The following is a 13,207-nucleotide window of genomic DNA, read 5'->3' on the forward strand; positions in this document are numbered from 1 at the left end:
ATCATCATCTTACCGGTAAAACGATGATCCTAAACGTTATAAAATCGCTACTTGAAGCTAAGGCCTACCCAGACCCGACGACGAAAGTGCGCCTGGTAGAGACGCACGTCTCCTTCATATTCCTCACCGATCACTTCGTCTACAAGGTGAAAAAGGCGGTAAATTACGGCTTTCTCGACTTCACCACCGTCGACAGGCGCCGCTTCTACTGCAACGAGGAAGTGCGCCTGAACCGCCGTCTTTGTCCGGAGGTCTACCTGGGCGTTGTCGAACTGCGCGACAGCGAGGACGGACCGGGTTTCGGCGGTACCGGTCCGGTGCTCGACTACGCCGTGAAGATGCGGCGCCTGCCGCAGGAGCGCATGCTCGACAGGCTCCTTGCCGAAGGGAACGTCGAAGTCCGCGACATGACGCGCATCGCACAGGCGGTCGCCCGCTTCCACGAGGGGGCCGAACGCGGTCCGGCGATCGACGCCTGCGGAGAAACCGGCGTTATACGCGAGAACTGGGAGCAGAATTTCCGACAGGCGGCCCCCTTCGTAGGTGTAACCGTCTCAGCCCCCCAGATGACGGAGATCCGGCAGTGGGTGACCTCCTTTCTCCGGGAAAACGACGCACTCTTTCGGGAGCGGGTGACCGGTGGCTTCATCAGGGACTGCGACGGCGACCTGCACTCCGGCAACATCTGCCTCACCGACCCGGTTTGCATCTTCGACTGCATAGAGTTCAACGAGAAGTTCCGTTACATCGACACGGCGGCGGACCTCGCCTTCCTGCTCATGGACCTGGAATACGCCGATCGAAAGGACCTGGCCGTCGAGCTTCTTAACGCCTACCAGGCGGCAAGCGGAGACGTCGGGATGGCGCCGCTGCTCGACTTCTACAAGGCCCAGCGCGCCTTCGTGCGCGGCAAGGTGACCAGCCTGCGCCTCGAGCACGCGTCCCTCACCGAGACGGAGCGTATCGAGGTAAAAGACGCGGCGCTCCGCTACTTCAGGCTGGCGCGCGGCTACACCTTGAGGGCAGGAATGCGCCCCATGCTCGTCCTCACCTGCGGGATGATCGGAAGCGGCAAGAGCACGCTCGCCCGCGCGCTCAGCCGGGAGCTCGGGTTCGCCCTCAAGCGCTCCGACGTGGTGCGCAAGGAACTGGCCGGCGTTCCCGCTGCGGGAGCGGCGCCCACCCGGTCCTACCGCGCAGGGATCTACAACAGCGAAATGGACCAGGCCACCTACGACGCACTCCTGAAAGAGGCGGAGCGCTCGCTTTCCCGGGGTGAAGGGATGGTGGTGGATGCCACCTTCCGGCGCATTGCGGACCGGGAGCGCTTCCGCGAGCTCGCCTTGCGGCTCGGCGTGCCGTTTCTGCTCGTCGAGACGCGCTGTTCCGAGGAGGTCGCGCGCCGGCGCCTGGAGGCCAGAAACGGCGATGCCGCAGAGGTATCGGACGCGCGTTGGGAACATTACCGCCAGTTGGAGGCGGAGTTCGAGGCGCCGCGGCCGGGCGAGGCAATCGTCGTCGACAGCGCCCTTCCCGTGGGCCAAGGGGTCGACCTGGTGATCGAGGCAGCGGGGTTACCGTCATGAAAAAGAGACTGAAGGAACTGGTGATACACCGGCTCAAATTGAAGGACACCTGGGTCATCTGCTTCGTGCTCGGCCTGGTCATGATGAACTACCCGTTTATCAGCATCTTCAACAAGGAGGTCCTCCCCTTCGGGATACCGCTTCTCTACCTGTACCTGCTGGTCGGATGGAGTTTTTCCATCTTCATCGTCTACCTTTTCAGCCGCGCCGCGCGCCGCGACAGCGATACCAAGGGGCACCTTTGATGCTTGAGGTCAACTGGGTCTGGGGCACCGCCCTGCTCTACATAGCCCTCCTCTTCCTGGTCGCCTACTACGCCGACCAGCGGCAGAAGGCCGGGCGCAGCATCACCGCCAACGCCTGGGTCTACTCCCTCTCCATCGCGGTCTACGCCACATCCTGGACCTTCTACGGCAGCGTCGGGAAGGCGGCCACCACCGGGATCGACTTCCTCCCCGTTTACCTCGGCCCCACCCTGACCGCCTTTACCTGGTGGTTTCTGCTGAAGAAGATGGTGCGCATCTCCAAGGAGAACAACATCACCTCCATCGCCGACTTCATCAGCTCCCGCTACGGTTCCTCGCAGTGGCTGGGCGCCATCATCACGGTGATCACGGTCATGGGGGTGATGCCCTACATCGCCCTGCAGCTGAAAGCGGTCTCCACCTCATTCACCATCATCACCGGCTACCACGACTTCCACCTGGGGTTCATGGAGCGGGTCTACATCCCCTCCCCGCACCCCGGGCTTTTCACGGCGCTGCTGCTCGCGGTGTTCAGCGTGCTCTTCGGTGCGAGACACCTGACCTCTACCGAGCGCCACGACGGCCTCGTGGCGGCCATCGCGCTCGAGTCGGTGGTGAAACTCGTCGCCATGCTGGTGGTCGGCGCCTTCATCACCTACTTCGCCTTCGACGGCATGGGGGACATCTTCTGGCGCATGTTCCAGAAGGAGCCGCACACGCTGTCGCGCCTCGTCACGCTCGACGCCACCGGGGAGAACTCCTACGCCTCGATGTTCAGCATCCTCGCGCTCTCGATGAGCGCAGTCATGCTCCTGCCGCGTCAGTTCCAGGTCATGGTGCTGGAAAACGCGCACGAGGCGCACCTGAACAGCGCATCCTGGCGCTTTCCCGCCTACATGTTCCTCATGAACCTGTTCGTCATGCCCATCGCCCTCGCCGGGATCCTGATGACCGGGAGCAACAACGGCGCCGACTATTTCGTGCTCACCCTGCCGATGCGGCTCGATTCACCGTGGATCGCCCTGGTCGCCTTCCTGGGCGGGTTCTCGGCATCGGCCGGAATGGTGATGGTCGAATCCATCGCGGTCTCCACCATGCTTTTGAACCACGTGCTGATGCCGGTCGTGATCCGCTTCAGGCCGCAGTCCTGGTTTCCCCTCCTGCTCATCAACCTGAAGCGCTTCGGCATCGTGCTCGTCATCCTGCTGGGCTACCTGTACCAGAGCGCGGTAGGCGAGAGCTACATGCTCGCCAACATGGGCCTCATCTCCTTCTCCGCCGCGGTCCAGTTCGCCCCCGCCCTGATCGGCGGCCTCTACTGGCCGCGCGGCAACAAGGCGGGCGCCATAACCGGGCTGTTGCTCGGCTTCGCGGTCTGGTTCTACACCCTGCTCCTCCCCTCCGTGCTGCAGGCGGGAGGCTGGCAGACCGACCTTTTGCTCTACGGCCCGTTCGGGATCGGGATTTTGCGCCCCCAGGCGCTCTTCGGGCTGACCGGTCTCGACGAGTTCACCCACACGCTCTTCTGGAGCATGTTCATGAACATCGCGGCCTACCTCTCCCTCTCCATCCTCCTTGGCCAGGGTGAGAAGGAGAGCGAACAGATGAACCGCTTCGTGCGGGTCTTCTCGTCGGAGGGGACACCGCAGTGGGAGACCAAGCGCCTCTCGAAACCGGTCACCATCGTGCAGTTCGTCACCCTCATGTCCAAGTTCATAGGCGAGCAGCAGGCCCACGCCGCGATCGCGGACTACCTTGGGGAACGCGAGATCGACGGCAAGGGGGGGGTCTCCGAATTCGAGCTTCCGAACCTGAAGCGCTTCGTGGAAAAGACCCTCGCCGGCTCGCTCGGTGGTGCCGCAGCCGGCGCCGTGGTGGAGAGCTTTCTCAGCGACATAGGCTCCAGGATGGAGCCGGTGTTCGACATATTTTCCACGGTGCGCACCTCGCGCGACCAAAGCCGCGAGGCCCTCTTCGTAAGGCTGCGCGCCTCGGAGATCATGAACCGCTCGCTGGAGCTCGACATCATCATGGGGGACCTCCTGGAGCTTCTTCTGCGCGAGTTCAAGCTCGACCTCGCCGTGATACGGCTTTTAAACGAGGAGTCGGTACTGAAGGTCCGTTCCTACCGCGGCGTCGGCGGGGAAAGGATAACGGCGGAGGACCGCATCCTGGAGATAGACACCCACGTAGGCGAGGCGTTTCTCGGGCGCCGGACCGAATTCTTCAACGACACCGCCTTCATAACCAAGCCGATCGCCAAGGAGATCTTCCAGAAGGAGGGGATCAAATCCTTCGCCCACATCCCGATCGCCAGCGAAGGGTCCCCGCCGGTCGGGGTGCTTTCGGTTTTCTCCCGCTCCATCATCGGCCTTTTCACCGAGCAGTTCGTCGAGCTCCTTGAAAGCCTCGCCGGGCAGCTCGCCCAGGCGGTGCGCATCGTCGAGGAGCGCGAGGCGAAGGAGCGCGAGCGGCGCCAGAAGGAGGCGGCGCTTCTTGAGAACGCGCGGGTCACCCGCGACCTCGAGCTAGCCAAGCAGATCCAGCTCTCGCTCCTGCCGGAAAGCCCACCGTCCCTCCCCGGGCTGCACATCGCCAGCCGCTGCGTCCCCGCCGCACACGTAGGTGGCGACTACTACGACTTCTTCCACCGCGGCACCGGGGTGATGGACGTGGTGATGGGGGACGTCTCCGGGCACAGCGTCGGGGCCGCCCTCATCATGGTCGAGACGAGGAGCGTACTGCGCGCACAGATGCAGGAGTCGAGATCCCCCAAGGACCTCCTGAAACTTTTGAACGAGCTTTTATACGATGACCTGACCGGTGCCGAACTCTTCATCACCATGTTCTGCGCAAGGTACGACGACGCGAAGCGCGCCCTCACCTTTGCCAACGCCGGTCACACCCGCCCCATCCTGTTCCGCGGCGGGAGCTGGCAGGAGTTGGACGCCGAGGGGCTCATCCTGGGTGTCGAAAAAAATGTCGTTTTCGAGGAGCGCCATACCCCCCTGGAACCGGGGGACCTCCTCTTCATTTACACGGACGGCATCATCGAGGCGGAGAACGACGCGGGGGATTTCTTCGGGGTGGACCGGCTTTGCCGGCTGCTCTCCGGGCTGCTTAAAGAGGAGCCTGAGGTGGTGATCGAGAGAGTGCTGACCGAGGTGGGAACCCACGCCTGGCCCCAACCTTTACAGGATGACATTTCCATGGTAGTCATGAAGGTGGCGTGACCCAAGAGGGGGCGCCTCTTGCTAAATGTCGGCACTTATTGCACAATGAAGCAGGCTGTATACCGTATCGGACCTCACAACAAGGAGAAGGCCATGAACCTAGCAAGCGAGACGAGGAACGACGTTGTAATTATATACGTCAAGGAGGAAAGGCTGGACGCGCACAATTCCACCGAGCTGAAGAGTGCGGTGCAGAAGCTTTTCGAGGACGGGAAAAAGAACGTGCTGGTGGACCTGAAGGATGTCCGCTTCATCGACAGCTCCGGTCTCGGCGCGCTGGTGTCCGGTTTTAAGAACGCCATTTCGCACCAGGGGAACCTGAAGCTCTCCTCGCTGCAGTCTCAGGTCAAATCGATGTTCGAACTGACCCGTCTGCACCGGGTGTTCGAGATATTCCCATCCACGGTTGAGGCGGTGGAGAACTTTCAGTCCTAGGCGGGGCCCATGGTCCTGAAGCGAGGCTCCAGATGCAAGGGAACACGATCGAGGTCGACATAAAGGTCCCCAACAAGACGAGGTACCTGAGTCTTATCGGGAAGATCGGGGAGGACATCGCCCGCGAGCTTGAGCGCTTCAGCGGCGACAAGGAGGTGCTCGCCTACCACCTGAATCTGGTCCTCACCGAGGCGATGGTGAACGCCATAAAGCATGCCGGCCCCAAGGAGCCGGAAAAGCTCGTTCGCATCGTGATAAGCCTGCATCGCGACGATCTCACCATCAGGGTTTACGACGACGGTCAGGGATTCGACATCAACGCCATCCCCGCCCCCAACTTCGAGGAGTTGGAGGACCGGGGACGCGGCATATTCCTGATCCGTACCCTGATGGACTCGGTCGCTTACAGAAAGAGCTGCAAGGAAAACATGCTGGAGATGAAAAAGAAACTCGCCTGACCCCTATCCGCGGCGGTAGCGCCTGATCACCATCGCCACCCCCAGAAGGAACATCGGGAAGCTCAGCATCTGTCCCATAGACAGCCCTCCGAAGAGAAAACCTATCTGCTCGTCGGGCTCCCTGACGAACTCCACCAGGAATCGGAACAGTCCGTACAACGCGATGAAGGACCACACCACCACCCCGTCCTTTTTCACCTTGCGCGAAACCAGGTAAAGCACGGTGAACATGACCGGCCCCTCGAGAAACGCCTCGTAGAGCTGGGAAGGATGGCGCGGCAGCGGCCCCCCGCTGGGGAAGACGATCCCCCAGGGGACGTCGGTGACCCGGCCGTAGAGCTCGCCGTTGATGAAGTTGCCGATCCTGCCGAAGCCAAGCCCCACCGGGCCGGCCAGAAAACCTATGTCGGCCAGGGGATAGAAGGCGAGCTTGTGCTTGCGGATGTAGTAAAGGCTCGCCAGGGTGGCGCCGATCAGGCCGCCGTGGAAGGACATCCCCCCCTCCCAAACCGCGAACAGTTTCAGCGGATGGCTCAGGTAGTAGGAGAGGTTGTAAAAGAGTATGTAGCCTAAGCGGCCGCCCAGGATCACCCCGAGGGCGACGGTGAAGATGATGTCGGCGACCTGGTCCTTGTTGAGCGGCAGCCCCTTGCGCTTCACGCCGGAGAGGATGATGAAGTAGGCGCTGACGAAGCCGCAGATGTACATGAGACCGTACCAGCGGAATTCCAGCGGCCCAAGGCGCAGGAAGACCGGGTCGATGTTCGGGAAAACCATGCTTTTCTCCAGGCGGTGATGCCGGCCGGACCGGGTAACCGCACGAGGCGGCGCCCGGTCCGGGGTTGGCGGGATGTCTTGTTATTTACGGTATTCGGCGGGGACGCCGAGACGGTCGGCGCTCTCCTGAAGCAGTTCGAGTCTCTTGCGCTGCGCCTGGACCCGGTCCTCGGCGTACCTGATGCTGTTCTGGATCGAGAGGTACTCGGAGCGGCTCATGGTCGAGGTATCACGCAGCCTCCCTTTGAGCGTTGCGAGATCGGACTCGGCGTTTTTCAGGTTGAACTCGGCCTGCGAAAACTCCCTGCGCCAGGCCGCTTCGTCCTTCCCGCCGTAGAGCTTCTTGCCGGCTTCCGGCTCGTCCTTCTTCGCCTTTGGTTCCGCCGGGGCGTCGTTGATGATCTTCACCGGCTCCTCATCGACGCCGAGCCTTTTGGCCTTTTTCCGGTACTTCTTCGGAACCTTTCCGAGGTCCTCGGCGAAGTTCACCGTTCCCCTCTCGTCGGTCCACTGGTAGGTCTCCGCGATCGCCGAGAGCGGATAGAGCAGGAGCAACAGCACGAGCAGTTTTTTCATCTTTTCTCTCCTTAGGCTGTACCGTTTCAGGTTCCGTTACCCCGAACCTACCCCGGAGGCCACCCGAGCTTGCGCCCGGCCAACAGGTGGAAATGAATGTGAAATACGGACTGGCCGGCGCCGGCGTTGGTGTTGTTCACCAGGCGGAACCCTTCCTGATCGAAGCCGCGCTCGCGGGCAAGGGAGGCGGCAACCCGGTGCACCGCACCGATCAGCAGGTCGTCCTCGGGGGCGAGGTCAAGCGCGTTCACCAGGTGCTTCTTCGGGATGAGGAGCATGTGCACCGGCGCCACCGGGTTGATGTCCTCGATGGCGAAGAGGAGGTCGTCCTCGTAGACCTTCCTGACCGGGATGCGCCCGTCCGCCATCTTGCAGAAAAGACAGTCGTTCATGTGAAACACCTCCTGCGGGATGGAAATCTACTCCGAAGCGATCGGGTCCCCGGGTTCGGGAACCGCGCCGCCTTTTTTCAGATGGATCAGGAACTCCTTGTTCCCCTTAGGGCCGAGGATCGGGGAGTCGCAAACGCCGAGGACGGTAAGGCCCAGGCCAAGGGCGAGATCGGTGATGCCGTCGACCACCTCCTGGTGCTTTTTCGCGTCCCGCACCACGCCCCCCTTCCCCACCTGCCCGCGTCCCACCTCGAACTGCGGCTTGATCAGGGCCACCACGATGCCGTCCTCCTTGATGAGGCGCAAAGTCGGCGGAAGCACCTTGTCCAGCGAGATGAACGAGGCGTCGATGACGGCCAGGTCCGGGGTTTCCGGGAGCGACTCGAGGTAGCGGATGTTGGTCTTCTCGAGGTTCACCACCCGCGGGTCCTCGCGCAGCTTCCAGGCGAGCTGCCCGTAGCCCACGTCGACGGCGAAGACACGCCGGGCGCCGCGCTGCAAAAGGCAATCGGTGAAGCCTCCGGTGGAGGCGCCGACGTCGACGGCGCAAAGCCCGCTGACCTCGATGCCGAAGCGGGCGAGCCCCTCGGCGAGTTTCAGTCCGCCGCGGCTTACGTACGGCAGCGGCTCTCCCTTCAGGCGGATCTCAGCCTCGGGGGCGACCATGAGCCCCGCCTTGTCGGCCAGGTGGTCGTTTACCACCACCTGTCCGGCCATGATGAGCGCCTTGGCCCTCTCCCGCGAGGGGGCAAGCCCCCGCTCGAACACCAGCTTGTCCAGTCTTTCCTTCGCCACCGTCACTCCAAAATCAAAACCGGCTCACGCAAAGCCGCAAAGTCGCAAAGAAAAACAAGTTTCGGGTAAAAAGCATCTCTGTTTCGCGCTTCTCTCTTAATAAAGCCCGTGCAGCGGTCCGCCGGGTGCCGCGAGCTCGTCCACCTTGCGCTCCACCGCGGGGTCTTCGACCAGGGGCGGTGCGTGGTGCGGCTTTATACGCGCGTCGATCACGACGGGTCCGGTGCACCCCCACTGCTTGCAGACCATGGAGGCGCCCACGCCGTAGATGTCGGCGGCGGGATCGCTGCGGGTGAAGGCGACCCAGAGGAAGTTGTTCAGTTCCGCCGCGGTGAAACGGCTGTCGTCGCAGACCACGATGAGCGGGAACCCCTCCAGCCCCTCGACGCCGGAAAGCGTTTCGCAAAGCTCATCCATCCGCTCGTCCGGTTCCCCTTTCTTCGTCCGGCAGGCGGGGCCGCGCAGCGCGATGACGCCCGGGAGGCAGAGCCTGGGGTCGTCGAAGCCGGCGGGGAGCTTGAGCCCGGCGGGGAGCTCGGCAGCCAGGGTGCGACGCTTCTCCCCGATCGCGGCGATGACCACCTTGGAGCCGCTGTTCAGTCCCGAGCCGGAGTAGTCCAGGGTGTCCATGGTGGTTGCGGTCTGGAAGTGCAGGTCGCGGCGCGGGTCGAAACGCTCCAGGACGTGGGCCAAAAACGCCGGTATGTCGTGGATGTCCAGGCGCGGCGCGTCCTCGTGGGCGGCTATCATCAGGTACTTCGCCAGGGAGAGCTGCCCCTGCCCGAGGACCGCGTTCGCGATGGTCAGAAGCTCCTGCGGCGTGCGCCGCTCCCCGTAGGGGACGTAGCGCTCGCTGCCGACGGCGAATAAAAGCGGGTGCACCCCGGCCGCATCCACCGCGTGCACCGCCTTCACCCCGGGGATGACGGTCGGGATGAGCGGTCCGGTGAGCTCGTGGATGAAGGCGCCGAACGAGGTATCCTCCTGCGGCGGGCGTCCCACCGTGGTGAAGGGCCAGATGGCGCCGTCGCGGTGGAAGACTTCTTCCACTTTCACCACCGGGAAGTCGTGTGCGAGGCTGTAATAGCCGAAATGGTCGCCGAAGGGGCCCTCGGGGAGCGTCCTTTTGGGGTCGACGATGCCGGTGATGCAGAAATCCGCCTGCGCCGGGATGGGAAGCCTGCCCTCGCGCTGCACCATTTCGATGCGGTGCCCGGCCAGGAGCCCGGCGAAGGAGAGTTCCGGCATCCCCTCGGGAAGCGGCATGACCGCGGCGACCGTCATGGACGGGGGGCCGCCGACGAAGATGTTGACCCGGAACGGCTCGCCCCGCTCGATCGCCTCGGCGTGGTGAAAGCCGATGCCGCGGTGGATCTGGTAGTGCAGCCCGATCTCCTCGTTCTCGCGATAGGCGCCGCCGGAGAGCTGCACCCGGTACATGCCGAGGTTCGAATGGCGCAAGCCCGGTTGAGCCGCACTCTCGGAATAGACCTGTGGAAGCGTGATGAAGGCGCCGCCGTCGTCTGGCCAGGATTTCAGCTGCGGGAGGCCGGCGACCGTGGTGCGATTGGCGAGAACGGGGCCGTCCGTCACCGTTTTCGGGAGAAGGTGCCAGGCGGCGGGGACCGCGCCCAGCAGGGTGGTCGGTTCCTTCAGCGCGGTGCGCGGGTCCACCTTGAGCTTCACCAGGCGCTCCACCGCCTTGAGTGTGTCCCTGAAGATGTATCTCGTGCGGTCGAGGGTCCCGAAGAGGTTCCCGAGCATGGGGAAGGCGCTCCCCTTCACCCTGGTGAAGAGCAGCGCCGGGCCGCCCGCCTGGTAGACGCGGCGCTGGATCGACCCGATCTCGAGTTCCGCGGAAAGTTCGCAGTCGATCCTGACCAGCGCGCCGGTGCGCTCCAGGTCAGCGACGCAGGATGCAAGGTCTCTATATCCCAACCGATTCCTCCGGAAGATTCCAGCTGAACAACGGACTACTATTAATGCAGCCCCGCAGCCAAGTCAACACAAAAGACCCCCGGAGCCCGCTCGCAGACAGGCCCCAGGCGGGGCCCCCGCATCCCGTATCAGGGGGGACCGGCTCCGCAGGTGCCGGTCCCCTTCCCCCCCTTGCCTCGAAACACTATTCTGAAAGCGCCTTTTGTGCTAACCTGCCGAACTGATTAACCGCATGGGAGAGCCACGTGCCACGTTTCACCATCTTCAAAAAGATCCTAGTCATCACGCTGCTGCTCTCCCTGCTGCCGCTCTTCGTCTCGTCCGTCATCCTCCTGGCCAACCTGCAGGCGACCAGCGCAAAGCTCTCGACGGAGATAACGGAATCCGACGACCGCCAGGCCGTCGAGTCGCTGCAGATGAGGGCGCGGGACCTCGCGGAAAACATAAAGGATTTCCTGCACCAGTGCGAGAGCGACCTCCTCTTCGTCTCCCGGTCGCGTCTGGACCGGGAGACCCTGCTCGACTTCTACCAGACCAGGCTCTCAGAGGTCTGGCAGCGCGGCGGCGGCGCCACCGAAGCCCAGGGGACCCACGAGTTCCGCCCCATCTACCGCTCCATCGCAATCATCGACGCAAAGGGGCGGGAGCGCCTGGCGATCCGTAACGGCACCTTGGTCCCGGAAAGGGAGCTTGCCGACGTCTCCGACCCCGCGAACACGGAGTTCAAAAGCGAGGATTACTTCCGCCGCGTGCGCGCCTTGAAACCTGGCGAGATCTACGTCTCGCACCTGACCGGCTTTCACGTCAGCAAGCAGGAGCAGCTAGCGGGCGCCCCGGACCCGGAAAGCGCCTACGACGGAAAGATTTACCAGGGTGTGATCCGCTTCGGAGCGCCGCTTTTCGACCGCAAAGGGAACTTCGCAGGCATGGTGCTCCTCTCCCTGGATCACCGCCACCTGATGGAGTTCACCCAGCACATCGACCCGGGCAAGAACGCGGCGTCGCTCTTTCCCTCCTACCAAAGCGGCAACTACGCATTTTTGTTCGACGACGAGGGGTGGATCATCACGCACCCGAAGTACTGGGACATCCGCGGTGTGGACCCCGGCGGGAAGCTGGTCCCCCCCTACAGCAGCAGGTCTAGCAAGGCGGACGTGGAAAGCGGTCGCATCCCCTTCAACCTCGACTTCGCCGGTTTCATCCATCCCGGATACCCGCAGGTGGCCGCGGCGGTGCGCGCCAAGCGGGAGGGGCACGTGGACATCACCAACGTGGGGGGTGCCAAGAAGATCATGGCCTATGCGCCGATCTTCTACGACACCGGCGACTACGCGAAGCACGGCATCTTCGGCGGCGTCACCATAGGTTTCCAGGTGGACCGCTTCCACGAGGCATCCCGCAAGGGAAGCAGGCTCATCAGCCGCCAGCTCGGGGAGCACCGCAAGGCAAGCGCCGCCATCATCCTCATCACCGCCGTCTTCTCCGCGCTTTCAGCCTGGCTTTTGTCACGCGGCATCAGCGTGCCGCTCAGGCAGCTCACCGTGAGCGCCAAAAAGCTTGCCGCCGGAGACAGCGCGGTCCGGGTCGCGGTGAACTCGGCCGACGAGATCGGCGTCCTCGCCCAGACCTTCAACTACATGGCCGACGAGCTGGACCGCCGCAAACACAGCCTCCTCGCCACCCTGGATGAGCTCAAGCAGTCACGGCTGGAGATCCTGGACGAACGCAACTTCAAGGAGAGCGTGCTGCAGAGTATCTCGAGCGGCATCGTCACCTTCTCCCCGGAGGGGTTCCTCACCTCCATCAACAGCACCGGCCGCCTCTTTTTGGGCGAAGGGATCACGACGGGGATGCACTACCGCGAGGTTTTCAACGGCTGGGGAATGCTGGGCGACCGTATCGCCGACGTCTTTGCAACCGGTTCCGGGTACGGTCGCGAAACCTTCCGTTTCGACCATGAACCGGGCAAGACCCATTTCGACGTCGGCTTCTTCCCCATCGGCGTCGATTCCGACCAGGGGCTTACCGTGACCCTGCGCAACGAGACCGAGCGCGAGAATCTGCACGAGGAGATGATGAGACTCGACCGGCTCGCCTCCCTTGGGAAGCTCTCGGCGGGGATCGCCCACGAGGTGCGCAACCCGCTGACCGGGATCTCGCTGTTACTGGACGACCTGCACGACCAGGCGACCTCCAACCCGGCGGACAAGGAGCTCATCAAGAAGGCCCTCGTCGAGATCGAACGGGTGGAAAAGCTGATCAACGCCCTTTTGAACTACTCGTCGCCGGTGCGCGCGGAGTTCAGGGAGTGCGACCTCAATCGGCTCGTGAACGACACCGTGCTCCTGATGCGGCGACCGTGCGAGAAACAGCAGGTGCAACTGGTAATGAACGAGGGGGAGGTCCCCGCTTTCCGTTTCGACCCGGAGAAGATCAAGCAGGCGGTGCTCAACATCATCAAGAACGCGCAGCAGGCCCTACCCGGCGGCGGACGCATCGAGGTCTCCACTTCGGTTTCCGAGGGCTACGCCGTCATCACCATCAGCGACGACGGCCCTGGCATCGCCAGCGAGGACCAGCCTCTCATCTTCGAACCGTTCTTCACGAGAAAGGGCGCCGGCACCGGTCTCGGGCTGTCGATCACCCAGCGCATCGTCGAGGAACACCAGGGGCGGGTACAGGTGGAAAGCGCGCCGGGCCGGGGCACGCGGTTCACCGTCGAGCTGCCGCTTGGCGATCAACAGTAAGCCGGTTGAGTCCGGGACGGTAAAG

The 13,207-nt window shown here is 63.2% G+C and carries 11 protein-coding genes; 6 read left to right on the forward strand and 5 right to left on the reverse strand.

The window, feature by feature from the left end; genetic code table 11:
• The first annotated feature begins 23 nt into the window (after positions 1-23).
• The 5 genes from D6Z24_RS06315 to D6Z24_RS06335 all read left to right on the forward strand — a co-directional run bounded on the left by D6Z24_RS06315 (position 24) and on the right by D6Z24_RS06335 (position 5,957).
• Positions 24-1,586, forward strand: coding sequence for a bifunctional aminoglycoside phosphotransferase/ATP-binding protein (locus D6Z24_RS06315; RefSeq protein ID WP_129125721.1), 1,563 nt, complete (start codon positions 24-26; stop codon positions 1,584-1,586).
• Positions 1,583-1,831, forward strand: coding sequence for a hypothetical protein (locus D6Z24_RS06320; RefSeq protein ID WP_129125722.1), 249 nt, complete (start codon positions 1,583-1,585; stop codon positions 1,829-1,831). Before D6Z24_RS06315 ends, D6Z24_RS06320 begins: the two co-directional genes overlap by 4 nt.
• Entirely contained in the window at positions 1,831-5,064 is a 3,234-nt protein-coding gene (locus D6Z24_RS06325) for a SpoIIE family protein phosphatase (protein WP_129125723.1), read from the forward strand. The genes D6Z24_RS06320 and D6Z24_RS06325 overlap by 1 nt, the downstream gene beginning before the upstream one ends.
• Positions 5,065-5,157: 93 nt before the next feature.
• Complete coding sequence (locus D6Z24_RS06330; protein ID WP_129125724.1) at positions 5,158-5,499, forward strand: STAS domain-containing protein; 342 nt, start codon at positions 5,158-5,160, stop codon at positions 5,497-5,499.
• A gap of 32 nt (positions 5,500-5,531) precedes the next feature.
• Complete coding sequence (locus tag D6Z24_RS06335; protein WP_129125725.1) at positions 5,532-5,957, forward strand: ATP-binding protein; 426 nt, start codon at positions 5,532-5,534, stop codon at positions 5,955-5,957.
• Positions 5,958-5,960: 3 nt separating this feature from the next.
• On the opposite strand, the gene lgt is transcribed toward D6Z24_RS06335, so the two are convergent.
• The 5 genes from lgt to D6Z24_RS06360 form a co-directional block, all read right to left on the reverse strand.
• A complete protein-coding gene (lgt, locus tag D6Z24_RS06340) occupies positions 5,961-6,734 on the reverse strand; it encodes a prolipoprotein diacylglyceryl transferase (protein WP_129125726.1) in 774 nt (257 codons plus the stop codon).
• 81 nt (positions 6,735-6,815) lie between these two features.
• A complete protein-coding gene (locus tag D6Z24_RS06345; RefSeq protein WP_129125727.1) occupies positions 6,816-7,310 on the reverse strand; it encodes a DUF4124 domain-containing protein in 495 nt (164 codons plus the stop codon).
• A gap of 47 nt (positions 7,311-7,357) precedes the next feature.
• On the reverse strand, positions 7,358-7,702 hold the full coding sequence (locus D6Z24_RS06350) for a histidine triad nucleotide-binding protein (RefSeq protein WP_129125728.1): 345 nt from the start codon (positions 7,700-7,702) through the stop codon (positions 7,358-7,360).
• Between the two features lie 27 nt (positions 7,703-7,729).
• The gene (locus D6Z24_RS06355; protein ID WP_129125729.1) at positions 7,730-8,497 is read right to left on the reverse strand and encodes a TlyA family RNA methyltransferase; all 768 of its coding nucleotides are present in this window, start codon (positions 8,495-8,497) and stop codon (positions 7,730-7,732) included.
• Positions 8,498-8,593: 96 nt separating this feature from the next.
• Positions 8,594-10,435 (reverse strand): UbiD family decarboxylase, encoded by a 1,842-nt coding sequence (locus tag D6Z24_RS06360; RefSeq protein WP_129125730.1) that lies wholly within the window; start codon positions 10,433-10,435, stop codon positions 8,594-8,596.
• 245 nt (positions 10,436-10,680) lie between these two features.
• Between D6Z24_RS06360 and D6Z24_RS06365 the strand changes: the two genes are divergently transcribed.
• Positions 10,681-13,182 (forward strand): PAS domain-containing sensor histidine kinase, encoded by a 2,502-nt coding sequence (locus D6Z24_RS06365; protein ID WP_129125731.1) that lies wholly within the window; start codon positions 10,681-10,683, stop codon positions 13,180-13,182.
• Positions 13,183-13,207: the final 25 nt, after the last annotated feature.

Source organism: Geomonas oryzae, assembly GCF_004117875.1.
GTDB classification, from domain to species: domain Bacteria; phylum Desulfobacterota; class Desulfuromonadia; order Geobacterales; family Geobacteraceae; genus Geomonas; species Geomonas oryzae.